Consider the following 23,508-nt stretch of genomic DNA (forward strand, 5'->3'; position numbering starts at 1 on the left):
CATGAGCGAGGGGACGCTGTACGACAAGGTGTGGGACCGCCACAAGGTGACGCGGCTGCCGACCGGCCAAGACCAGCTGTTCGTCGGGCTCCACCTCGTCCACGAGGTCACCAGCCCGCAGGCGTTCGGCATGCTGAAGGAGCGCGGACAGGAGGTCGCGTTCCCGAAGCGCACGCACGCGACGGTCGACCACATCGTGCCGACCGGGAACCGCGACCGGCCCTACCGCGACGAGGCGGCCGAGAGCATGATGGCGGAACTGGAGGAGAACGTCCGCGGCTCCGGCATCGAGTTCTCCGACCCGGACTCCGGGAATCAGGGGATCGTCCACGTCATCGGGCCGGAGCAGGGGCTCACCCAGCCGGGCATGACGATCGTCTGCGGGGACTCGCACACGTCGACGCACGGCGCGTTCGGCGCGCTGGCGTTCGGCATCGGAACCTCGCAGATCCGCGACGTGCTGGCGACCGGCTGCGTCGCGATGGAGAAACAGAAGGTCCGAAAAATCGAGGTCACGGGCGAGCTCGGCGAGGGCGTCACCGCGAAGGACGTCATCCTCACGATCATCGGGAAGCTCGGGACCGACGGCGGCGTCGGCCACGTGTACGAGTACGCCGGCGAGGCCATCGAGAGCCTCGGGATGGAGGGGCGGATGTCCATCTGTAACATGTCGATCGAGGGCGGCGCCCGCGCGGGGTACGTCAACCCCGACGAGACCACCTACGAGTGGCTGCGGGAGACGGACGCCTTCGCCGACGACCCCGAGGAGTTCGAGCGGCTGAAACCCTACTGGGAGTCGATCCGGACCGACGACGACGCCGAGTACGACGACGTGGTCACCATCGACGGCTCGGCGATCGAGCCGACCGTGACGTGGGGGACCACGCCCGGGCAGACCGCGGGGATCACCGAGCCGATCCCGGACCCCGACGACCTGCCCGAGGAGGACCGAGATACGGCGCGGCGCGCACAGAAGCACATGCGCGTCGAGCCCGGCGACACGATGGAGGGGTACGACATCGACGTGGCGTTCCTCGGCTCGTGTACCAACGCGCGCCTGAAGGACCTCCGCGAGGCCGCGGCGTTCGTCGAGGGCCGCGAGGTCGACGACGACGTGCGCGCGATGGTCGTCCCCGGCAGCCAGCGCGTTCGCGACGCCGCGGAGGCCGAGGGGCTCGACGAGGTGTTCAAGGAGGCCGGCTTCGACTGGCGCGAGCCCGGCTGTTCGATGTGTCTCGGCATGAACGACGACCAGCTGGTGGGCGACGAGGCGAGCGCCTCCTCGTCGAACCGGAACTTCGTCGGCCGGCAGGGCTCGAAGGACGGGCGCACCGTGCTGATGAGTCCGATCATGGTCGCGGCCGCGGCGGTGACCGGCGAGGTCACCGATGTCCGCGAGATGGAGGAGGTGGCGACCGTATGAGCTCGCCCGAGTTCAGCGACGGCGAGGCGCCGGCCGAGAAGGTCACCGAGGTCTCCGGCACCGGGATCCCGGTCCGGGGCAACGACATCGACACCGACCAGATCATCCCGGCGCGGTTCATGAAGGTCGTCACCTTCGACGGGCTGGGCCAGTTCTCCTTCTTCGATCAGCGGTTCGACGACGAGGACGAGGAGAAGGACCACCCGTTCAACGAGGAGCAGTACCGCGGCGCGAACGTTCTGGTGGTCAACCAGAACTTCGGCTGCGGCTCCTCGCGCGAGCACGCCCCGCAGGCGCTGATGCGCTGGGGGATCGACGCGGTCGTCGGCGAGTCGTTCGCGGAGATCTTCGCGGGCAACTGCCTCGCGCTCGGCGTCCCCACGGTCACGGCCGATCAGGAGGACATCGAGGCGCTACAGGACTACGTCGAGGCCAACCCGGACGCCGAGGTCGACATCGACGTGGCCGCGGAGACGATCGCCTACGGCGACACCGTGATCGACGCGACGGTCCACGACGCCCAGCGGAAGGCGCTCGTCGAGGGGGTCTGGGACACCACGGCGCTGATGGGCGCGAACGAGGGTGCGGTCCGCGAGACCGCCCGGTCGCTGCCGTACGTTCCGGCCGAGCACATTCCGGGGGACGAGGCGTGAGCCACGAGGTCGTCGTCATCGAGGGCGACGGGATCGGCCGCGAGGTCGTCCCGGCCGCCGTCGAGGTGCTGGAGGCGCTCCCGGTCGACTTCGAGTTCGTCGAGGCCGAAGCCGGCGACGCGGTAAAGGCGGAGACCGGCGAGGCGCTCCCGGCGGAGACGTACGAGCTCGCGGCCGAGGCGGACGCGACGCTGTTCGGCGCGGCCGGCGAGACCGCCGCCGACGTCATCCTCCCGCTGCGCGATGCGGTCGACTCGTTCGTCAACGTCCGGCCCGCGAAGGCGTACCCCGGCGTCGACGCGGTCCGGCCGGAGACGGACGTGGTCTTCCTCCGCGAGAACACCGAGGGCGTCTACGCCGGCCACGAGGACCGACTCTCCGACGACCTCTCGACGCTGACGCGGGTCGTCACCTCGTCGGCCTCCCGCGAGCTCGCGGAGTTCGCCTGCGAGTTCGTCGCGGACGGTCGGGGGCCCGGCGGCGACGCCGAGGAGGGGTTCACCGTCGCGCACAAGGCGAACGTGATGCGCGAGACCGACGGTCGGTTCCGCGAGGAGGTGCTCGCGGTCGCCGAGGCGCGCGGCGTCGACGCCGACGAGGAGCTGATGGACGCGTTCGCGACGAAGCTCCCGCTCGACCCGAGCCAGTACGGCGTGATCGTCTGTCCGAACCTCGCGGGCGACGTGCTCTCCGATCTGGCCGCCGGGCTCGTCGGCGGGCTCGGCCTGCTTCCGTCGGCCAACATCGGGCACGACAACGCGCTGTTCGAGCCGGTCCACGGCACCGCGCCCGACATCGCCGGCCAGGGAGCAGCCAACCCGACCGCGGCGATCCTCTCGGCCGCCATGCTGCTGGAGTACCTCGGCCACGTCGAGGAGGCTCAGCGGGTACGCGACGCCGTGGAGGGCGTGCTCTCCGACGGGCCGCGGACCGGCGACCTCGGCGGCGACGCGGCGACCGACGAGGTCACCGCGGCGATCGCCGACCGGCTGTAGGCCGCGATCGTCGCCGCTTCTTCTGCGTGCCATTCAGTCGCTCGACCGCGGGCGAACCACAAGAAAGGAAACCCTGCGGCCCGTCGGCTCGCGTATGAGCAACTACGAAGTCGCGATGGAAGCCGCCTGGTTGGTCCGTGACGTCGAGGAGACCGACGACGCCATCGGCGTCGCGGTCAGCGAAGCCGGAAAGCGACTCAACGAGACGGACAAGCAGTACGTCGAGGTCGAGCCCGGCGTCACCGGCTGTCCGGTCTGCGGGGAGCCGTTCGACGCCGCGTTCCTCGCCGCGAACACCGCCCTCGTCGGGCTCCTCTTGGAGATCGACATCTTCAACGCCGACAGCGAGGAGCACGCCGAGCGGATCGCGAAAAGCGAGGTCGGCGGCGCGCTCCGCGACGTTCCCCTCGAGGTCATCGAGGTCATCGAGACCGAGGGCGACGAGGAGGACGCCGACGTCGGCGCCGGGGAGTAAGGCTTCGTTCGGTGGCTTGACCCGGAGACCGCTCCCGCGAAATCGGTCGTTGCCGAAACCTTTTCTAATAACCCGGAGTTATCCAGCGTATGGAACTCCCGACGCCACAGGACCTCCGCGAGCGGCGGACGACGCTGGAGCTGACGCAGAGCGAGCTCGCGGACGCGGCCGACGTCTCACAGCCCCTCATCGCGCGGATCGAGGGCGGCGACGTCGACCCGCGGCTCTCGACGCTCCGCCGGATCGTCAACGCGTTACAGGAGGCGGAGGGCGAGGTCGTTCGCGCGAGCGACCTGATGAACGAGACGGTGATCAGCGTCGCGCCCGACGACGCGGTGCGCGAGGCGGTCGAGTTGATGGAGGAGGAGGCGTACTCGCAGCTCCCGGTGTTACAGAACGGCGTTCCGGTCGGCTCGATCAGTCAGGGCGACGTGGTCCACGCCGGCGAGAACGTCGGGGACCACCCCGTCAGCGAGGTGATGAGCGAGTCGTTCCCCACGGTCGCGCCGGGCGCGACCGTCGACGAGGTCCGGAACCTACTCGACCACTACAAGGCGGTGATGGTGACCGACGGCGGCGAAACGGTCGGGATCATCACCGAGGCCGACATCGCCGCGCACCTGTCGTAGGGCGACGTCTTCGGACGAGACGTCGGCGGAAAACGAGAGGCCCGAGCCGCCCGCGGTCACTCCTCCCTGCGCTCCGAGAGCCGCTCCCAGATCTCCGTGCAGCCGGCCCCGTCCTCGATGTCGTCGAGGTGGCCCGTGCCGTCGTCGGGCTCGGCGTCCGTCTCCTTTTCCGGCTCCGCGTTCTCTTCCCGCTGGTCGCTCTCGATCGCTTCTCGCTCGTCATCGGTCGTTCGGGGATCGCTCCGCTGCGTCATCGGTCCTCCGGGGCGTCGTCGAAGAGCTCGGGCGCCACGTCCGCGGACGCGTGCTGTCTGTACTCGCCGTCGTCGACCGGGCTGTCGGGTGGATCGTCACTGGAGTCGGGAACCGAGTCGGTCATTACGACGCCGTACACGCGGACGAGCGATAAGTACCGACACACGAGTAAATTGAACCACTACTCCCGGATACCGGATTTCGTGTCCGGTAGTTCGGAAGCTAATTTAACGGAGAATCGGCGTGCAGTCGGTCGGTTTCCCATTCTCGTGGCGTCATCGAAACGGTCGCCGATTGCGACCACCGCCACCCATTGGGTCGTCGCGAGCGAATCGGGGGATGTGACAACTCGACTGCGCGTCCTCGACGACGGGGCGTGGATCTCCGTCAACGACGCCCGGGAAGTACGTGTCAGCGAACTGTGGCGCCTCGACGCGCCGGATCTGTGCGAGTGCGCGCTCAGCGATCTGGTCGTCGAGAACTTCCAGTCGGTCGGCGTCGACGGCCCGACGGTGGAGGTGCGAGTCTACGGTCAGTGTATCGCGTGCGGGGTGTCGGGAACTACCGGCTGGATCCCCGTCGGGCGGGTACGCGGTGGCGAGTTCGCCGAACTCGACCGATCCGCGGTTCGCCGCGTGCGGCGGTGAGTGTAGCGGCAACACGTGCCAGATCGGTGGGGCACCGGGGAAGGTTGACGCCACGCCGTCAGCTATGTGGGCGTCGGGTGTAGGGGCTCTCGATGCCAACGGACGTCGAGAACTGGAAATCGGAGGTGTACGGGTCGGAGATCCGCGACCGCCTGTTCGAGTTCGCCGAGGAGGGATACGACTCGATCCCGGACGACGAGCGGGACGCGTGGTTCGAGCGCTTCAAGTGGTGGGGCCTGTACCACCAGCGGAACGGACAGGAGGGGTACTTCATGATGCGGATCGGGACGCCGAACGGCGTGCTCGAACCGGGACAGCTCCGGACCGTCGGCGAGATCGCCGACGAGTACGCCCGCGGCCCCGGGGTGAACCCGATCTTCGGCGACGCGTACGCGGACTTCACCACCCGGCAGTCGATCCAGCTCCACTGGATCGAGCTGTCGGACGTGCCGGCGATCTTCGAGAAACTGGAGGAGAACGGGCTCTCGACCCAGCAGGCCTGCGGGGACTCCTGGCGGAACATCGTCGGAAACCCGGTCGCCGGGAAGGACGGACAGGAGGTGATCGACGCGTGGCCGGTCATCCGGGAGCTCAACGAGACGTTCAAGGGGAACGACGACCACGCGAACCTCCCGCGGAAGTGGAAGGTGTCCGTGACCGGCTCCGCCGACGGCTCCGGGCAGGGCGACATCAACGACCTCGCGTTCGAGCCCGCGTACAGGGCGGTCGGCGGAGGCGGTAGCGGATCCGGGGACGGCCGAGACCGCGACGGCGACGGGGGCGAAAGCGAGGACGCCGTCGGCTTCAACGTCCGCGTCGGCGGCGGCCTCGCGCGCAACGAGCCCCGGCTCGCCCGCGATATCGACGTCTGGGTGCCCCCCGAGCGGGTGCCGGACGTGGCCGGCGGGCTCTCCGCGCTGTTCCGCGACTACGGCGACCGCGAGGACCGGTACAACGCCCGGATCAAGTTCCTCGTCGACGAGTGGGGCGCGGAGAAGGTCCGCGAGAGGCTTCAGGAGGAGTACGTCGACTTCGAGTTAGAGACCGCCGGCCGCGACGTGCGCGAGGAGTACACCTACAACGCGGGCGAGGGCGAGCGCAACGACCTTATCGGCGTTCACGACCAGAAGGACGGGACGAATTTCGTCGGGCTGAACGTGCTCGTCGGGCGGATGGGCGCCGACGACGTGCTCGAACTGGCCGACCTCGCCGAGGAGTACGGCTCCGGCGAGGTCCGCCTCTCCCAGCGGCAGAACGTCATCGTCACCGACGTGCCCGACGACACCCTCGACGACTTCCTCGACGAACCGCTGCTCGATCACTACTCACCTTCGCCCTCGCCGTTCATGCGCGGCTCGGTCGCGTGTACCGGCACGGAGTTCTGCTCGCTGTCGATCGTCGAGACGAAGAACCGGCAGGTCCGGTTCGCCCGCTGGCTGAAGGCGAACGTCGACCTCCCGGCCGACGTCGACGAGTTCCACATTCACCTCTCCGGCTGTACGGCCTCGTGCGCGCAGCCGCAGATCGCCGACGTGAGCCTGCGCGGGATGAAGACTCGCAAGAACGGGGACCCCGTCGAGGCGCTCGACGTGGGCCTCGGCGGCGGGCTCGGCGAGGACCCGCAGTTCGCGCGCTGGGTCACCCAGCGCGTCCCGGTCGACGAGGTGCCGGGCGCGATCGCCAATCTGGTCGAGAGCTTCGCCGCCGAGCGCGACGAGGGCGAGTCGTTCCGGGCGTTCGTCGCTCGCCACGACGACGACGAGCTGGACGCCTTCGTGGACCCCGAGGAGACCGACTACGAGGACCCATTGATGTACAACACGAAGCGCACGTGGTACCCCTACGCCGAGGACGACTCGATGGAGGACGCGCCGCCGACGCCGGCGGACGACTGACGGTACCGGATCGCCCACTCCACGTGAACGCCGTCGTGGCCCGCACTCAGTCGGACACGCGGAAGGTCCGCGTGGTGTCTCTGTCGCCTCGGACGACGTCGACCTCGGCGAGGCCCAGCGAGGTGAAGACCCGGCTCCAGTCCCGGTAGTAGAGGGGGGTGTCGTCGTCGACGTAGTTCACGTCCGGATCGGACGGCGACGATTCGCGTACCGGCTTCTCGATCTCCGCCGTGACGAGGAGGTCGTCGGTGATCCGAGCGATCTCCTCGAAGACCCACTCGACGTCGGGATGGAGGTGTTGGAGCGTTTCGACCGAGTAGACCGCGTCGAACCGCCCGTCGTCGAACCCCTCGATGACGTCCTCTATCGCGCCGCAGTGAAACGTTCCCTCGGCGGCGAGGTCGGGATAGGTCTCCCGCATCGTGTCGAACGCCTCGCAGTTGATGTCGACGCCCGAGAGGTTCCCGAAGCCGTCGGCGGCGAGGTGGTGGAGGTGACGGCCCGAGCCGCAGCCGAGTTCGAGGACGGCCGCGTCGCGGCCGAGGTGCTCGCGGAGGGTATCGCGGACCAGCGCACTCGTCTCGTTGGGACCGTAATGCGCGTAGTACGCCGGCGAGTATTCGCCCGTCCGGTTCGTCCACGTGTCTCGGACGGTATCGGGATTCACGTGTAGTGACGCTGGACGGAGATGTATAACCTCGTCGGACGGGGGCTCACGCTCTCGAAAGGGCGCTCCCAGTCGCCAATCCGATTTCGTCGCTGACCGGACGCGTCGAGATCACAATAAACGCCGACTGCGACTATCTATAAACGATGTGCGGTGGCGCGTGCCTGCGAGGCCGCACCGCGGTCGAGGCGAGCGGTTCGAGGAGGATGTCGATGACGTCGTTACAGCCGACGCCGAGCCCTCGGACGTCGTCGTCTTCCATCAGGTCGTAGGTCACGCGGTCCGGACGGCCGCTGTCGCGGACCGCCGCCGTCCGCTACCGCCCGCTGTCCAGGTACGGTTCACAGACGAGTTCGACACCCTCCTCGAAGCCGATCTCGGGCTCCCAGCCGGTGGCCTCGCGGAACGCCGCGTAGTCGGCCATGGTGTCGTGGACGTAGCCGTCGAAGGGGCACTCGACGTACTCCGGGTCGACGTCGGTGCCGAGCGCGTTGTTGATCAGCGCGACCATCTCGTTGAACGAGTAGGCCTCTTGGGTGCCGACGTTGTACACGCCCGTCAGCTCGCGGTCGGCGGCGAGCTCGCAGGCGCGGGCCACGTCCGAGACGTGCGTGAAGTCGCGCGTTTGCGTGCCGTCGCCGAACAGCTCCGGGGCCTCGCCCGAGGCGATCTTGTCCGCGAACTGCGCCACCGTGTTGGCGTACTCGCCCTTGTGCTCCTCGTTGCCGGCGAACCCCTGGTAGACGGAGAAGAAGCGCAGGCCGGCCACGTTCATCTCGTGGTGGTTGGCGTAGTACTCGGCGTAGCGCTCGCGGGCCAGTTTGGAGGCCTCGTAGGCCGTGTGCGCCTCCACGTCCATGCTCTCGGGCGAGGGCTCGGTGCGGCTCCCGTAGATCGAGGAGGTCGAGGCGTAGACGACGGTGTCACAGCCCTCCTTTCGGGCGCGCTCGACCGCGTTGACGAACCCCTCGACGTTGACGCGACAGCCGCGCTGGGGGTCCTCCTCGTGCATGTTCCGCGAGGAGAGCGCGGCGAGGTGAAAGAGCACGTCGACGTCGGCGGGGAAGTCGTCGTCGAGGACCGACGCCTCGACGAACTCGACTTCGTCGTCGAGGTTCTCGGGCGTCCCGAGGTACGTGTCGTCGACCGCGATCACGTCGTTGTCGGCCGCGAGTCGGTTCGCGAGGTTCGAGCCGATGAAGCCCGCGCCGCCCGTGACGAGGACGCGTTTGTCCTGCATGGGTGTACGTCGTCGGGGCAGGGGAATTACCGCTTCGGTCTGGTTCGGTCTGGTTCGGTCACCTGCTCGGAGGCGAGCGCGGGGGACAACAGTCAAGGCACCGAAGCGAATCGTCCGAGTATGGCGATTTTCGAGGTGTCGGGCGTCGCCGTCGTCTTCCTGCTCATCATCGCCGTGTTGGTGGCGTTCGTCACCGAGGTCGTCCCCAACGACGTGACCGCGATCGGCGTCGTCGCCGCGCTCGTCATTCTCGAGCCGTGGACCGGCGTCGGTTCGCGGGCCGCGATCTCCGGGTTCGCCAACCCCGCGACTGTCACGATCATCGCGATGTACATGCTCAGCGCGGGCGTCCAGAACACGGGCGTCGTCGAACGGCTCGGCGTGTACCTGGCCGAGCTCACCGCCGGGCGGGAGTTCCGCGCGCTCGTCGCCACCGTCTGTACGACCGGCCCCATCGCGGGGTTCGTGAACAACACGCCGGTCGTCGCCGTCTTCATTCCGATGGTCACCGGGCTCGCCGAGAACTCGAAGGTGAGCCCCTCGAAGCTCCTCCTCCCGCTGTCGTACGCCGCCATCCTCGGCGGCACGCTCACCCTCATCGGCACGTCGACGAACATCCTCGCCAGCGACTTCGCTCGCCTCCTCATCGACGGCCGCGACGGGATCGGGATGTTCGAGTTCACGGGGCTCGGCGCCGTCCTGCTCGTCGTGGGGCTCGCGTACCTGCTGACCGTCGGCCGGCGCCTCACGCCCGCTCGCGTCCCCGTGGACAGCGACCCCCTCTCCGAGTTCGACCTCGACGACTACCTCACGCACCTGTACGTCCGGCCGGGATCGGCCGCGGTCGGCCTGTCCGTCGAGGCGTTCGACAGCGCCCACCCGGACGTGCGTATCCTGCAGGTCCGCCGCGACGGCGAGGCGTACGCCGGCCCGCACTCCGATCGAGTCATCGAGGCAGGCGACGGGGTGATCGTCCACGGCCCCGTACAGGCGGTCACGCGGTTCCGTGAGGCGGCGACGCTCGGGCGGCGGGCCCGCGAGGCGGTGACCGAAGACACGTTCGAGTCGGCGGTCACCGACGGGATGCTCGCGAAAGCGGTCGTCCCCGAAAACTCGCCGTTCGTCGGTGAGACCGTCGCCGAGACGGGGCTCCACGACTACCACGAGACGAGCGTGCTCGCCGTGCGCCGGGGCGGCGACCTGTTCCGCACGGACCTCGCCGCGCACGCGCTGGAGGCGGGCGACCTGCTGTTGGTGCGGACGACGCCGGCGTCCGTCCGGTACTTCACGGATACCGGCGACCTCGTCGTCGCCGACGAGCGCGCGCTCGATCGGTTGGCCGACGCGGACATCGACGAGATCGCACCGCTGTCGCCGAAGACGCCGATCGCCGTCGGTGTTCTCGTCGGCGTCGTCGCGCTCGCCGCTCTCGACATGCTCCCGATAGTGATCGCGGCGCTGGCCGGCGTCGTCGCGATGGTGGTCACCGGCTGTCTGACGACTGCCGACGCTTACGACGCGGTGTCGTGGAACGTGATATTCCTCCTGGCCGGGGTCATCCCGCTCGGGATCGCGTTGGAGTCCACGGGCGGCGCGGCCCTCGTCTCGGAGTTCCTCGTCGCGACCGACGGGTACCTCCCGACGGTGGGCGTCATGTTCCTCCTGTACGTCGTCGCCGGCGTGCTGGCGAGCGTCATCACGCCGGTGGCGACGGCGGTGCTGATGATCCCGGTCGGCGTCAGCGCGGCCGCGCAGCTCGGGACCAACGAGTTCGCGTTCCTGCTCGCGGTGATGTTCGCGTCGGCGACCTCGTTCATGACGCCGGTCGGCTACCAGACGAACCTCATGGTGTACGGCCCCGGCGGCTACGAGTTCACTGACTTCCTGCGGGTCGGCGGCCCGCTCCAGCTGCTTCTCGCCGTGGTCGCGACCGCGGGCATCGCCGTCATCTGGGGGGTCTAATCGCGTGTTCTCCGTGGGACGTTCGCCGGCGAACGAACTGACGCTCGGCGCGGCGGTCGTTCTCGGAAGGAGAGTGTCACGGACGAGTGAAGGAGTCCCGTAGCCGACGGATATCTCGCACCCCGGATTCTCCGTCTGATCTCGAGTCCGGCGTCGAGAGCGCTATTCGCTGCTCACTAAATGAATAGTCTACAGCAGATTTATTTCGTTGGGGTGCCGATAGAGAGGTATGACGGTCGGCGATCCACCTGCGAACTCCGAGCTCGCGAAGGGATTCAGTGAGGAGCTAACGTCCGCGCCGGCCGACGAGCGGGTGTACCGCGTCGCGCTCCAGTTGTACGAGCCAGCGGGGGTCTCGGAGATCGCCGAGCGGGCTTCGTGTGCGCCGGACACCGCCCGCCGACATCTCAATCGGCTCGCCGACATCGGCGTCGTCGAACTCGTTTCCGAGACGCCGGCCGCGTACGTGCGGAACGAATCGTACTTCGAGTGGCGTCTCCGCGAGCGCCTCGCCTCTCAGTCGATGCGTGATCTCCGTGAGACGCTCGCCGACCTCGCTTCTCAGGAACAGGCGCTTCGAGAGCAGTTCGGCGCGGACGCCCCCGGCGCGGTCGACGCGCTCGATCACGCCGACTACGACGACATCGAAGACGTCTGGCTCGCGTTGAGCGAGTGGCAGACCGTTCGCCGACGGATCGAACGACTGGAGGCAGTTCGGCAGAAGCGATCCGACCCCTCGTTCGAGGGAGAACCCGCGTAATCGTGGCCGGTTCTGACGCGTCTCGCGTCGTCGACGAGGCGACGCTTCGATACGTCGGACGGCTGTTCGGGCGTCAAGACGAAGTCGAAGGTACGTCGCTGTTCCCGGCCACCAAGCCCGAGAGTCTCGTCGTTCGCCTCGATACCGCACGGTATCCGGACGACGTCGACGAGATCGCCCTCGAGATCCGCGCGTACACGAACGGCGAGTTCCACGTCTCGTACCTCGAGGAGTTCGCGGGAGATCGGCGACGGTGTCGGTGGGACCGACACGACCAACCACACAACGCGCGCGACCATTTTCACCCGCTACCGGACGCGGGAACGGCGGCCGCAGTCGACCGGACGTATTCGGCGGATCTCACGCGCGTTCTCGAGGAGACAGTCCTTCCGTGGATCGACGAGCGACTCGGGGCGCTCTGGGGGTGACCGCTTTGGTCTGCCGCGACAGGCGACACGCGGCACGACGGCGCTTTCCACGCGCGAATTCGACAGCGACCCGAAACGTCTTTTCGCCCGGCGCCGAAGCCGCGGTATGTTCGGAACGAGCGGCGTCCGGGGACGAGTCGGCGAGGAGATCACGGCCGACCTCGCGCTCGACGTCGGGCGCGCGCTGGCGACCGACGGCGCCGAGACCGTCGTCCTCGGGCGCGACGCCCGCGAGAGCGGACGCACGCTGAGCCGGGCGATATCGGCCGGCGTCACGGAGTGCGGCGGCGACGTGATCGACGCGGGCGTCCAGCCGACCCCGACCGTCGCGCGGAGCGTCGTCCGGGAAGGGGCCGACGCCGGCGTCGTCGTCACCGCCTCGCACAACCCGGCGCCCGACAACGGGCTCAAGCTCTGGGCGGCCGACGGGCGGGCGTTCGGCGAGGACGCGAACGACCGGATCGCCGAGATCGTCCGCGAGGAGGCGTTCGACCTCGCCGCGTGGGACGGACTCGGCGACCACCGCGAGGGCGACGCCGCGCGCGACCGACACGAGCGCGCGCTCCGGGAGTCCGTCGCGATCCCCGAGGACCTCTCCGTCGTCGTCGACCTCGGCAACGGGGTGGGGCGGGTCACCGCCGACGCGCTCCACGCGGCCGGCTGCGACGTGGAAACGCTCAACGGCCAGCGCGACGGCCGGTTCCCGGGGCGGCCCAGCGAGCCCACGGCCGAGAACTGCCGGACGGCCTGCGAACTTGTCGAGGCCACCGACGCCGACCTCGGGGTCGTCCACGACGGCGACGCCGACCGCATGATGGCGATCGACGAGCGCGGCCGGTTCGTCTCCGGCGACGCGCTGCTGGCGCTCTTCGGCCGGCGCGAGGCCGGAGCGGGCGACCGCGTGGCGGTCCCCGTCGACACGAGCCTCCTCGTCGCGGACGCGCTCGCCGAGGTCGGCGCGGACGTGACCTACACGCCGGTCGGCGACGCGTACGTCGCGGCCGAGACCGCGAACCCCGGCGTCGCGTTCGGCGGCGAGCCGAGCGGCGCGTGGATCTGGCCCGAGCAGACGCGGTGTCCCGACGGCCCCCTCGCCGCCTGCACGCTGGCCGCGCTGGTCGGCGCGGAGGGCTCGCTGGCCGCGATGGTCGACGGGCTCCCGACGTACCCGATCCGTCGGGATTCGGTACGGACCGACGCGAAGGAGGCGATCGTCGAACGCGTCGCGGCGCTCGCCCGCGACCGGTTCGACGACGTGTCAGCGCTCGACGGGATCCGGGTGGAGACGGAGACGGGCTGGTTCCTCGTGCGGGCGAGCGGCACCGAGCCGCTGGTGCGGATCACCGCCGAGGCGCGCGACGCGAGCGACGCCGACGACCTCTTCGAGACGGCGCGGGACCTCATCGATCGGGCCGGCGAGACGGTCTAGGCCCTTTCTACAGATATTATTTACACAAAATTCTAGACCTAATATATTTGGCCATCGCTTTACCCCTTCAGAGGGCGAAGCGGAAGCATCGAGGGATCCGCTATCAGCGAAACAGCAGTACTACATCTATCGGCACGCCTCGGATTACTGCGGTCGGTCCGTCCGGAACCGGAGGGCTGGCGTTTAGATCATGGGCTTTAGCGATTCCGTCACGGACGCTCACTTCGACGCTCTCGCCGAGACGCTGTCGGACGCGCTCGTCGTGATCGATTCGCGGAATCGGATTCGGTTCGCCAATCCCGCCCTCGACGACCTTCTCGGGTACCTCCCCGAGGAGGTAGAGGGTGAGCTACTGACGGTGTTGATGCCGGAACGCCTCGAAGACCGGCACTTAGAAGCCGTAGACCGGTACCTCACGACGGGGGAACGGACCCTCGATTGGGAGGGCGTCGAACTGCAGGGCCGACACAGAGACGGTCACGAGGTGCCGCTCAGCGTCTCGTTCAGCGAGTTCACGCTCGACGACGAGCGGTACTTCACGGGCGTGCTCCGGGACGTCTCCGCCCGCCGGGAGCTCGAGTCCGAACGAGACCTGCTTCGCGCCGCGAAGGACGCGATCGCCGAATCCGCGGGCCTCTCCGAGGGACTCACATCGGACATCCTGCGGACCATCCCGACGGGGGTCACCGTCCTCGACGTCCGCGGGGAGTTCGAGTACGCGAACGAACAGGCGGAGGAACTGCTGCGGATCGAACCCGACGAGCAGGGGCGATACCCCTCGCCCGGAGAGATACCCCTCGCCCTTCGCGACGTCGACGGGAACGCCCTCTCAGACGCCGAACACCCGTACCGGGCGGTGCTTCGCGGGGGCGAAGAAACAACGCGCGATATCGGAGTTGAGTATTCCGACGGCGAACGGCGCTGGCTCTCCGTTCACGGGACGCCGCTTCGCGGCCCCGACGGCGACGTGACGAAAGCGATGTTCGCCCTCGAGGACGTCACCGACCGGGTTCGACAAGCCGACCGACTCGAACGGCTGAACGAGGTCGCCCAGGAGCTGACCGAAGTCGAGTCGTTCGACGCCGCCTGCGAGCGCGCCGTGACCGCGGCGAGAGACGTGCTGGGTCTTCCGATCACGTCCATCGAGCGGTACGACCCCGAGTCGGGCCGTCTCGAACCCTGCGCACACACGCCGGAAGCCGTCGATCTCGTCGGAGACGGCCCCTTGCTCGCCGCGGAACGCGACCCGACGTGGCAGGCGTTCGTGGGGAACGAGGCGCGCGTCTACGACGACCTCGAGGCGGAAGCCGGGGTGGACGCCGAGGAGACGCCGCTATCGAGCGCGATCGTCCTGCCGCTGGACGAGTACGGCGTGTTCGTCAGCGGGGCGACCGAGCCGGACGCGCACTCCGAGACGGACGTCCGCCTCGCGAAGACCCTCGCCGGAAACGTGACCGCGGCCTTTCACCGGTTGGACCGCGAGATGGAGCTCCGCGAGCAGAAGTCGGAGTTGAAGGAGAAAAACGAGCAGTTACAGCGCGTGCAACGCGTCAACCGGGAGATCCGCGACATCACGCAAGCGCTCATGGGCGCGACCTCCAAAGACGAGATCAAGCGGCTCGTCGTGGACCGGTTGGCGAACAGCGACCCGTACCGATTCGTCTGGTTCGGAGAGCGCGATTTCGCCACCGACAGCATCGTCGCGTCGGCCTCGGCCGGCGTCGAAGAGGGGTACCTCGACGCCGTCGAGGTCACGGCCGACACGAGCGAGACGGGGCAGGGACCGGCGGGCCGGGCAATCCGGACGGGCGAACCGCAGATCCAGAACGACCTCCGGTCCGACCCGCCGTTCGAGCCGTGGCGACAGGAGGCGATGCAACGCGGCTACCGCGCGAGCATCGCCGTCCCGGTGATGTACAACGAGACGGTGTACGGGCTGTTGAACCTCTACGCGAACGAGCCCGGCGTCTTCACCGAGATGGAGGCGGCCGTGCTGGCGGAGCTCGGCGAGGTGATCGGGTACGCGCTCAACGCCATGGAGCGCTACAACGCGCTCGTCTCCGAGGAGTCGATCGAACTCGAGTTCCTCATCCGAGACTTCTCGGACCCGCTCATGAGCCTGCTCCGCGAACGCGGCGGGAGCGCTCGGCTCGAACACCTCGGTAACCGCGAAGCGGGCTCACTGCGGGTCTTCGTGGCGTTCTCCGGCCTCGATTTCGAGGCTATCGACTCGTTTTCCAGGGAACGCCTCGGCGGGAAGGACCTGACGCTCGTCCGGAACCGAGACGGCGAGCTGATCGTCGAGATACACCTCCCGAACGACTCGTTCCTCGTCTCGCTCATCGATCGCGGCGCGATACCCACCGATATCAGCGCGACGCCGGATGAGGGACGCACCACCGTGCGGATCCCGAAGTCCGCGTCCGTCCGGGAGTACGTAGAACTGTTCAGAGACCGGTACGGCGACGAGGTCGAACTCGTCGCGCGCCGGGACTCGTCCGACCCGGTTCGGACGCAGGCGGAGTTCGAGCGCGCGTACGTCGATCGGCTCACCGAGCGACAGCGGGAAGTGCTACAGACGGCGTACTTCGCCGGCTACTTCGAACAGCCGCGGAAGAACTCCGCCAGGGAGATCGCCGACATGCTGAGCGTGTCCCAGCCCACGGTGAGCCGTCACTTACGGAACAGCCAGCAGACGCTCTTCTCGCTGCTGTTCGGCGACGACGGGAGCGGCTGACCGTATCAGTATACGCCCCCAACCTCTCCGAGCCCTCTGCAGATACGGCGAACGGATAACCGGGGATAGCGCATACGACCAACGAGAAGCAAGCCATGACTTCAACGATCGGTAGCAACAAGTCGGAATCCGTGAGTCAGAGAGTCATCGCGGAAGTCGCGGAGACGGCCGGGATGGACCCGCTAGAGATGGAGCCGCTGTACACCCGGATCGACCCGGACTGTCTGGAGACGATCTTTTCCGGGGAGTCCCGAACGGCCGCCCGGAACCAGGGTGAGATCTCGTTCTCGATGGCCGGCTGTCAGGTCACCGTGGGGGCCGACGGAACCGTCGACGCCACGGCACTCGATGAGACGACAGAGAGAGCGGTGTCGAGAGGACAGGCGAGCGACGCGGACGCGTCGAGCGTGGCGGAACCAATGGACTGAGCGGGAGGGGACGTGAGCCCGGATAACTCCCGATCAGAGGGTAAGGACGGAAATGGCTGAAGGAGACAGCTCAGCGCCCGACGACCCGTCGGAAACCGGCGGCGAAGCGACCGAGGCCACTCGCTGCGCGACGTGCGGCGCGCGGATCGGTTCGACGGCGTGGCACCCGGTGGCGGCGCGGTTCGACGACGGGGAGTTCACCCTGTACGCGTTCTGCAGCATCGAATGCCGGGAGGAGTGGAACCGGCCCTGAAAAGCGGACTTCGACGGAGCCACGAGCTCGGAGTGAGAACTCGCACCGCGACCGCAGCCGATAAGCCCCGCCCCGCCGTCGACTCCGGGCATGTACGGAGTCGTGCTCGCGGCAGGCCGCGGGACCCGGATGCGACCGCTGACGGACCGCCGCCCGAAACCCCTCCTGCCGGTCGGAGACCGCTCGCTGCTCGAACGCGTGTTCGACACTGCCGCCGACGTCGTCGAGGAGTTCGTCGTCGTCACCGGCTACCGCGGCGAGGCGATCCGCGAGGCAGTCGGCGAGTCGTACCGGAGTCATCCGGTCCACTACGTCGAGCAGGCGGAGGCGCTGGGGACGGCTCACGCCGTCTTGCAGGCCGAGGCCGTCGTCGACGACGACTTCCTCGTGCTCAACGGCGACGTGGTCGTGGACGCGTCGCTCCCGCGCGCGCTCGCCGAGGCGGACGGGACGGCGGTCGCGGCGACCGAAGTGGCGGACCCGCGGGCGTACGGCGTGCTCTCGACCGCCGCCGACGGGTCGCTCGCCGGAATCGTCGAGAAGCCCGACGACCCGCCGACGACCCTCGCGAACGTCGGCTGCTACGCGTTCGAACCCGACGTGTTCGAGTATATCGACAGGACACCCGAGAGCGAGCGCGGCGAGTACGAGATCACGACGACGATCGATCTCCTGCTCGGCGACGGCCGCCGGATCGACGTGGCGCCCTACGACGGCCCGTGGCTCGACGTCGGCCGTCCGTGGGAGCTGCTGGAGGCCAACGAGCTGGCGCTCGCGGAGTTGGAGGAGTCGGACTGGTCGACGGACGCGGCGGTCGCCGGCGCCGTCGAGGAGGGCGTACACCTCCACGGACCGGTCGTCGTCGAGGAGGGGGCCAGGGTGCGGTCGGGCGCCTACGTGGAGGGTCCGGCGCTGATCCGCGAGGGCGCGGAGGTCGGCCCGAACGCGTACGTCCGCGGGTCGACGGTGGTCGGTCCGGGCGCGCACGTCGGCCACTCGGTCGAGGTGAAGAACTCGGTGCTCATGGCCGACGCGTCGGTCGGCCACCTCTCGTACGTCGGCGACTCCGTTCTGGGGCGGGGCGTGAACTTCGGCGCCGGCACGAACGTCGCCAACCTGCGGCACGACGACGCGAACGTCCGGGTGACCGTCAAGGGCGACCGCGTGGACACCGGCCGTCGAAAGCTCGGCGCGATCGTCGGCGACGGCGCCAAGACCGGGATCAACACGTCGCTGAACGCCGGCGTCAAACTGGGCGCGGGCGAGACGACCGGACCCGGGGAGGTGCTGACTCGCGATCGAGTGTCGGAGTAGCTCAGAGCAACGTCGGCGCGACGGGCACTCTCAAGATGAGAGCGTCTCGGGCGCGAGACGTGTAACGACACCGTCGAAGTCGTCGTCGAAGCTCAACACACAGTCGATATCGTGGTGTTCGACATGAGCGACCATCATCGCGTCGGTGAAGCTCAGCTCGTGTTCGGTTTCTCTCCGGTGTACTGCCACGGCACGATCGAACAGTGACGGCGGCGTGTACAGAAGCTCGATCGCGGAGGGATATCCCTCACCACCCGTTGGTCGAGAGGTGTTCGACGAGCTCGAAACGTGGCACCGAAGGTTTGGTGGCAAGGAGCCGACCGAGCGGTGAGATACGCGCTCTTTTCGCGTTCCGGGTTCACCGACGACTTGCGTCTCGTCGCCGCCGATCGGTCCGATTTATGGTAGAGTAGTTCACTCAACTGGCGAGGACCCGCCAAATCACAACATCGGTGGCACGGCGATCAGGTCGCAGAGTACACATATACTATTTAAGTGAGTGAACCACCGCGTGGCTCATGAGCCACGAGATGAGTTCCGTCACTTCCTTCGTGGGGTGTCTGCGAGCGACGATCCGGCAGTTGTGAGCGTGTACACCGCACCCGCGAACGCGGGGCCGGGGACGAACACATCTGACTGGTCGTCTGCAGACGCGATGACACCCGCCTGTTCGAGTGGCCCGAGGTGCGACCGTTTCAGATTCGTTCGAACAGTTCTCACGTGTGCGGTTGAGAGTGTCGTTCGTTCCGCGTCCGCTTCCAGAATGGCGATCACCTCTGCGAGTTGTTGGAGGTGAACACGACTCCACGGTGCGAGTGCGAGTGTGAGCACGACAGCACGCTTGCGATGCTGGCTGAGTAGATAGAACAGATCGGTTTTGCGGTACAGCGGGAGATCAGCAGGGTCACCGGGGCCATCGTACTGCTCTCCCTCACTCATCGGATTGTCCTCGCTCGATCCTCATCAGCCGCAGATCGACGCGATCGATGACTTCACGCCCGACTGGTCGCCAGGTGCAGCCGGTCCACTCGTCTTCGAAACGCCACCATCCACGTCCAGTTTGTCGCGGTTCGAATCGAAACCGACGGCGCGGCCCGCTCTGGATCGTGAACCGAACCTCGAACCCAGACGTATACCTCGGGCGATCATCGGTCGCTGGATCAGACAGACTGTACAACTCGTCGAGATCCACGCTCGTGGTGGATCGGGAGGTTTCTCTAGTCATACCTCGCGGGAGGGACTGTCGAGTTATCTCCCGCACCGCTATCGGGGGATAGAAACCAGTCTGCGACGGCTACCTTTCAGGGAGATCAATGTCGTCAGGCACAAGCGAAAATCCTAGTGTTCTGAAATCACTGTCGAAGGCAAAGATGTGTTCAATATCGTGCGTATCTGCGAGAACACTACTTGTGTGATCCACAAATGAAATGTCTTGGTCATCGTAATCCACAAACTGCTCTGTTGCGGTCTCAAAAGCGGATTTGCTAGCCGGAACGATATTCACACTATCAGAATTCCGGATCGCAGTGAGTGCTCTCGTCGCAGTGTCATGGCCGAGCTTGTAGAGGGCTAATGTCGCGAACTCAGAGAGAACAGCTTGAGACGTGAATATAGGTCGATAAGACAATTTCCCCGTCTGAATGCCGTTAAAAAATCGAATTGTCTCTTCGTGGTGAGTGTCATTTTGATCAGCTCGGGCATAGAATGCGCCAGTATCGATGAACACTGGCGTCGCGCTTACGGTATTCATGCTGATCGCTTGCCATACAAGATTTCATCGACGTTTTCGGAAACATCCGATTTTCCCGAAGCGCCTGGTTTGAAGTTCCAGATTGGATCGTCTGGGTTGATTTCTTGTTCAGATTCCTGTTCGTTAATTTTCCACCACACAACCCTTCCTGCAGTCTTTCGACTTGCAACCTGCTCTTGATCTTCGAGTGTACGAAGCTTTCGGCGGGCGGTTTCTCGTGAGCAGTCAAGCGCATTTGCAACATCACCAGAAGTCACGACGGGTCCGTCTACTCTCGTGAATACACCAAGTACATCTTCAAGTATGACTCTCTCTGTGAATCGGCCGGTGTCTTCTCGCTTGTCGTTGCTCATATCGCAGGTACGCTCCAACAAGGGATAATCCTTGTGGTGTTCCCAACACGGGAATACCACGTGGTCCTGTCGAACACCAGTGGTCTGCAGGAAGTGCAAAAAAGGACCCACGACACGTCCTATTGCATGTGAGCCCCCGAACATTCCGACAGGCGGTATTCGAGGAGATGGACCCTGAATGTCTCCTCTGTGGACGATCGCCAACAGATGGGTACGAGCGGAAGCAATCGCTGTCTGTCCATCACGTGAATGGCGACGACACCGACAACCGTCCCAAAAACGGGATCCTTGTCTGTCAAAGCTGTCACGTCCACATCCATCGCACCGATGAACCGCCGTATCGCAAGTGGCATCGACAACTCCCAATCGAACACCGCCACGTCTGGAACCAGCATACAGAACTTTCATACACTGGCCCACGACTCACTCGGGAACAGGCCGAACGCCTCTACGGTGATGAAGGTGGAACGCCGGAGGCGGTCCGGTATTTCGATCCGGATGACGAACGCGATCCGAGCGTGCGTGACTAGCGCTCAACGGGTGGTCGAGCCCACTGATCGAGGGCTGTGACTGTCCGCTGGGTGACACGGCGCCAGTCGTGTGACTCCCAACGTTCTTCGATCCGACACCACGACTCGCCGGCTCGTGGCACATATCGGATGCGACGCCGTGTTCCTGACTCGTCAGTAAACTCCGTGATTTGTTCGTATCGACCGTTCGGCGTCATCGCCTGTTTCGGTACTGCTGTACTCTGGGGTTCACACCGCTGTGTTGGAGCCGACTTCGACTCTGTATAGGGCTGATTCATTGGTAGTCTCGGAGGCACTGATGAACAACCTCCACAATCTCTGGGTGATAAAAATCAATCTGGAGCTCACTGGACCTCACTTACGGTCGGAATCCGACTGGTGATCGATGGCAATTGATTCTGTACTGGACAGGAAATCATTCAGAACTAGAGACCCCCACTTTGGGAGTCTGTCGTCGACACACTACCCTCCGATAGTGTGTCGATCACGTCCCACTAGTGTGTGGAGATACCACCCCAACGACCACTAAATCATCCCCCGGTGGGCTGACACACTACCGATACCCGACTGAATATAACAATCATCATGGCTGCACACAGGTATTGTGAGAAACCGGATTGCCGTCGGCCACCACGGAGGGGAGTCCCATCGGTCGAGACCACCTGTTCAGACGGCGACAATTGATCGACATATCTCCCATTGGAGATGGTATCGCCAGACATCCCGAAACTCCCAATCGCTCAGATCGACACCCACCGATCACACCGTCTGACTCGCCGACCAGTCCAACTCTGATCGGTGTCGCTTCTCTCATGACGACCCATCGCTGTCGCGCTTGACCAAGACGAGACCACAAGGGTGATCCGACCACCCAAACAGGTCACCCCGAATTAACACCCATTACTACCCGAATCGTCTTGGAGAGAAGGTCCAAACGCTCGTGGTGGTTTCCACAGATCGCACAGTAGGTGGGACAGCTTTCATCTTCACTCGACATATACTGATCAGATAGATTTTGCAGATCGATTCGCCGGTTGGATCCGATTACGAATACCGTCCACACCCAAGTTGACCCGGACGATCACTCCCACTCCGATCACGATCTACTCCGAGACGAATTTGCTCTCTGGTCGTCTAGTGAATGGTCTCACACTGACTCAGGTCTCCCCTCTCGATCATCGGTCCCGGTCTCTTACACAGTGTATCATCAGTTCAGATATGATCTTCTGTGGGGTCTCCCCCTGGCGTAGTTGGTTGGTGTGTTTTCTCACCTTTAGTGGCTGTATTATTAGTATATTCAGTCGGATCAGCCTAGTGTGTCGTCTTTGCGTCTTGCGATTTACTATGTAGTACTGTGGTACTGAAACAGACTGCAACACGGTAGGGTGTGATGGTGAATCTAGTACAGTCCGGTTGTATTCTGCGAGTCATTCCACAGTTATCAGATGTTTTGAGCAGCGCCAACGACGGCTACCACATCTCACCTATCCGCCCTGAAAAGTGCGCCTTCCATCTCGAATGGTCCGTACGCCCAGACACCTTACCAGCACCGCAGTCGGTGTCCACGCAGGGGGATGAGCCGACGGGTCAGTCCGACACTCACAGCGGTAAAGCCAGTGACGCCGGCCCACGTCAGCCAGTATGCACGAAGTAGCATCCCATCATCAACAGGGTGTCCCTCGAATAGCTGTGCGAGTATCGTGAGTGTGCCGAGCGCGAAGACGATCAGACAGAGACTTCCAGTCAGGATCTCGTTTCGGAATAGCTGTCGCGTCACGCCACGGAATCCGTCTGTTGGCCACGCCAGCGGGAGCCTACGCCACAGCCCCCGAGTCGACTGCTTGAATTTCTGGACGGTCGTAGCTGACCGGTTGTCGACGTGCTCGGTGAAGACGCTGCCGAGTTCACGGTGCGGCATCATCAACTGGAGATATTGAGCAGATCCCTCGTTCGTGAGAAGCCCGGTGTGTCGGAGCTGCCACAGTCGATCACGGAGTTGGTGTTCACTCAGACGTCCCTCACAGAGCACGCGGAGATCTTCGACCGTGTACAACTCACCGCGGACGTCTCGGGTCTTTCGACGGGTCGCCGTCTCCAGTTGCATGAGGTGATACACAGCAAGCGGTGAGAGTGACTCGCGATTGTGGAGGCGTCGTGCCGGTATCGCCGATGGGTATTCGAGCGGTTCGTGTTCGGTGTCATATTCGTTGAACGCCTCGATCCGTCGCTGATCTGCCGGGCAGAGCAACCGATCCGAGTCATGCTGGTAGTGGTTCTCGATGGTGACCGTGTTCTCATCGTCCGGCGGCGGAGAGCGGTTGTACTTGTGCATTAGTTTTCTCTTTCAGCCAATAATAATGAATATTATTCGGCATATCTGAAATTTTGGAACAGTGAACATGTTTTGAAGGCTCTGTTAGAACCCGTTTCTTCAGATACGATACAGTTTGACATCCTCCCCGCCCTGAAGGGGGAGGTTTTAGGTGGTTGTTCACTCCCCCATCCCACATCGTGCGTACGAACCCGGTATCGTCTCTTCGGACCTCGTTCGGCAGGCGAGAAGTTGCTAATGGGGACGCGGGACCGGCCCGCTGTCCCACACTGGGATCCTCGCGCTTTAGCGCGGGATGGTTGTCAAAACAGCACCAAGATCGTAGGTCCTCCGTGTCCTACACACACTAATAT

At 65.5% G+C, this 23,508-nt stretch carries 25 protein-coding genes; 15 read left to right on the forward strand and 10 right to left on the reverse strand.

Features of this window, described 5'->3' with window-relative positions; translation table 11 throughout:
• The first annotated feature begins 1 nt into the window (after position 1).
• The 5 genes from leuC (at position 2) to EDM04_RS04935 (ending at position 4,175) form a co-directional block, all read left to right on the forward strand.
• The gene (leuC, locus tag EDM04_RS04915) at positions 2–1,423 is read left to right on the forward strand and encodes a 3-isopropylmalate dehydratase large subunit (protein ID WP_123620033.1); all 1,422 of its coding nucleotides are present in this window, start codon (positions 2–4) and stop codon (positions 1,421–1,423) included.
• Positions 1,420–2,076 (forward strand): 3-isopropylmalate dehydratase small subunit, encoded by a 657-nt coding sequence (leuD, locus tag EDM04_RS04920; RefSeq protein WP_123620034.1) that lies wholly within the window; start codon positions 1,420–1,422, stop codon positions 2,074–2,076. Before leuC ends, leuD begins: the two co-directional genes overlap by 4 nt.
• Positions 2,073–3,071: an isocitrate/isopropylmalate family dehydrogenase gene (locus EDM04_RS04925; RefSeq protein ID WP_123620035.1), complete on the forward strand. Its 999-nt coding sequence runs from the start codon at positions 2,073–2,075 to the stop codon at positions 3,069–3,071. Before leuD ends, EDM04_RS04925 begins: the two co-directional genes overlap by 4 nt.
• Positions 3,072–3,165: 94 nt before the next feature.
• Positions 3,166–3,546, forward strand: coding sequence for a DUF555 domain-containing protein (locus tag EDM04_RS04930; RefSeq protein ID WP_123620036.1), 381 nt, complete (start codon positions 3,166–3,168; stop codon positions 3,544–3,546).
• Positions 3,547–3,635: 89 nt separating this feature from the next.
• Positions 3,636–4,175, forward strand: coding sequence for a CBS domain-containing protein (locus EDM04_RS04935; RefSeq protein ID WP_123620037.1), 540 nt, complete (start codon positions 3,636–3,638; stop codon positions 4,173–4,175).
• Between the two features lie 56 nt (positions 4,176–4,231).
• On the opposite strand, the gene EDM04_RS04940 is transcribed toward EDM04_RS04935, so the two are convergent.
• Together EDM04_RS04940 and EDM04_RS18945 are read right to left on the reverse strand one after the other, a co-directional pair.
• The gene (locus tag EDM04_RS04940) at positions 4,232–4,429 is read right to left on the reverse strand and encodes a hypothetical protein (protein WP_123620038.1); all 198 of its coding nucleotides are present in this window, start codon (positions 4,427–4,429) and stop codon (positions 4,232–4,234) included.
• Positions 4,426–4,554, reverse strand: a complete 129-nt coding sequence (locus tag EDM04_RS18945) for a hypothetical protein (RefSeq protein ID WP_277424142.1) — start codon at positions 4,552–4,554, stop codon at positions 4,426–4,428. Before EDM04_RS18945 ends, EDM04_RS04940 begins: the two co-directional genes overlap by 4 nt.
• 217 nt (positions 4,555–4,771) lie before the next feature.
• Here EDM04_RS18945 and EDM04_RS04945 point away from each other — a divergent pair, with 217 nt between their 5' ends.
• Positions 4,772–5,077: a hypothetical protein gene (locus EDM04_RS04945; protein ID WP_206424425.1), complete on the forward strand. Its 306-nt coding sequence runs from the start codon at positions 4,772–4,774 to the stop codon at positions 5,075–5,077.
• 92 nt (positions 5,078–5,169) lie between these two features.
• Positions 5,170–6,972 (forward strand): nitrite/sulfite reductase, encoded by a 1,803-nt coding sequence (locus EDM04_RS04950; protein ID WP_123620039.1) that lies wholly within the window; start codon positions 5,170–5,172, stop codon positions 6,970–6,972.
• Between the two features lie 46 nt (positions 6,973–7,018).
• Here EDM04_RS04950 and EDM04_RS04955 read toward each other — a convergent pair whose 3' ends face one another.
• From EDM04_RS04955 to EDM04_RS04965, 3 genes are all read right to left on the reverse strand, one after another.
• Positions 7,019–7,639 (reverse strand): class I SAM-dependent methyltransferase, encoded by a 621-nt coding sequence (locus EDM04_RS04955; protein WP_123620040.1) that lies wholly within the window; start codon positions 7,637–7,639, stop codon positions 7,019–7,021.
• A gap of 133 nt (positions 7,640–7,772) precedes the next feature.
• Positions 7,773–7,916 carry a hypothetical protein gene (locus tag EDM04_RS04960; RefSeq protein ID WP_206424426.1) on the reverse strand — a complete coding sequence of 48 codons (144 nt, stop codon included), beginning with the start codon at positions 7,914–7,916 and terminating at the stop codon, positions 7,773–7,775.
• Between the two features lie 39 nt (positions 7,917–7,955).
• The gene (locus EDM04_RS04965; RefSeq protein WP_123620041.1) at positions 7,956–8,879 is read right to left on the reverse strand and encodes an NAD-dependent epimerase/dehydratase family protein; all 924 of its coding nucleotides are present in this window, start codon (positions 8,877–8,879) and stop codon (positions 7,956–7,958) included.
• A 120-nt stretch (positions 8,880–8,999) separates the two neighbouring features.
• Between EDM04_RS04965 and EDM04_RS04970 the strand changes: the two genes are divergently transcribed.
• The 8 genes from EDM04_RS04970 to glmU all read left to right on the forward strand — a co-directional run bounded on the left by EDM04_RS04970 (position 9,000) and on the right by glmU (position 18,190).
• Positions 9,000–10,841, forward strand: a complete 1,842-nt coding sequence (locus EDM04_RS04970; RefSeq protein ID WP_123620042.1) for an SLC13 family permease — start codon at positions 9,000–9,002, stop codon at positions 10,839–10,841.
• A gap of 229 nt (positions 10,842–11,070) precedes the next feature.
• The gene (locus EDM04_RS04980; protein WP_123620043.1) at positions 11,071–11,601 is read left to right on the forward strand and encodes an ArsR family transcriptional regulator; all 531 of its coding nucleotides are present in this window, start codon (positions 11,071–11,073) and stop codon (positions 11,599–11,601) included.
• A gap of 2 nt (positions 11,602–11,603) precedes the next feature.
• Positions 11,604–12,029 (forward strand): hypothetical protein, encoded by a 426-nt coding sequence (locus tag EDM04_RS04985; protein WP_123620044.1) that lies wholly within the window; start codon positions 11,604–11,606, stop codon positions 12,027–12,029.
• Positions 12,030–12,135: 106 nt separating this feature from the next.
• On the forward strand, positions 12,136–13,458 hold the full coding sequence (gene glmM, locus EDM04_RS04990; RefSeq protein WP_123620045.1) for a phosphoglucosamine mutase: 1,323 nt from the start codon (positions 12,136–12,138) through the stop codon (positions 13,456–13,458).
• A gap of 190 nt (positions 13,459–13,648) precedes the next feature.
• Entirely contained in the window at positions 13,649–16,195 is a 2,547-nt protein-coding gene (locus tag EDM04_RS04995) for a PAS domain S-box protein (protein WP_123620046.1), read from the forward strand.
• 95 nt (positions 16,196–16,290) lie between these two features.
• On the forward strand, positions 16,291–16,623 hold the full coding sequence (locus EDM04_RS05000) for a HalOD1 output domain-containing protein (RefSeq protein ID WP_164471084.1): 333 nt from the start codon (positions 16,291–16,293) through the stop codon (positions 16,621–16,623).
• 52 nt (positions 16,624–16,675) lie between these two features.
• A complete protein-coding gene (locus EDM04_RS05005; RefSeq protein ID WP_123620048.1) occupies positions 16,676–16,876 on the forward strand; it encodes a hypothetical protein in 201 nt (66 codons plus the stop codon).
• Positions 16,877–16,966: 90 nt separating this feature from the next.
• Positions 16,967–18,190, forward strand: a complete 1,224-nt coding sequence (gene glmU, locus EDM04_RS05010; RefSeq protein WP_123620049.1) for a bifunctional sugar-1-phosphate nucleotidylyltransferase/acetyltransferase — start codon at positions 16,967–16,969, stop codon at positions 18,188–18,190.
• Between the two features lie 30 nt (positions 18,191–18,220).
• Here the strand turns inward: glmU and EDM04_RS19105 are convergent, their stop codons facing one another.
• The 5 genes from EDM04_RS19105 to EDM04_RS05045 form a co-directional block, all read right to left on the reverse strand.
• Positions 18,221–18,502, reverse strand: a complete 282-nt coding sequence (locus EDM04_RS19105; RefSeq protein ID WP_277424143.1) for a PIN domain-containing protein — start codon at positions 18,500–18,502, stop codon at positions 18,221–18,223.
• A 228-nt stretch (positions 18,503–18,730) separates the two neighbouring features.
• Positions 18,731–19,129 (reverse strand): hypothetical protein, encoded by a 399-nt coding sequence (locus EDM04_RS05020; protein WP_123620051.1) that lies wholly within the window; start codon positions 19,127–19,129, stop codon positions 18,731–18,733.
• 355 nt (positions 19,130–19,484) lie between these two features.
• Positions 19,485–19,940, reverse strand: a complete 456-nt coding sequence (locus EDM04_RS05030) for a type II toxin-antitoxin system VapC family toxin (protein ID WP_123620053.1) — start codon at positions 19,938–19,940, stop codon at positions 19,485–19,487.
• Positions 19,937–20,293, reverse strand: a complete 357-nt coding sequence (locus EDM04_RS05035; RefSeq protein ID WP_123620054.1) for a hypothetical protein — start codon at positions 20,291–20,293, stop codon at positions 19,937–19,939. Before EDM04_RS05035 ends, EDM04_RS05030 begins: the two co-directional genes overlap by 4 nt.
• Before the next feature lie 2,070 nt (positions 20,294–22,363).
• Positions 22,364–23,155, reverse strand: a complete 792-nt coding sequence (locus EDM04_RS05045) for a hypothetical protein (protein WP_123620056.1) — start codon at positions 23,153–23,155, stop codon at positions 22,364–22,366.
• Positions 23,156–23,508 lie beyond the last annotated feature (353 nt).

This window comes from Halorubrum sp. CSM-61 (genome assembly GCF_003781945.1).
Taxonomy (GTDB): Archaea; Halobacteriota; Halobacteria; order Halobacteriales; family Haloferacaceae; genus Halorubrum.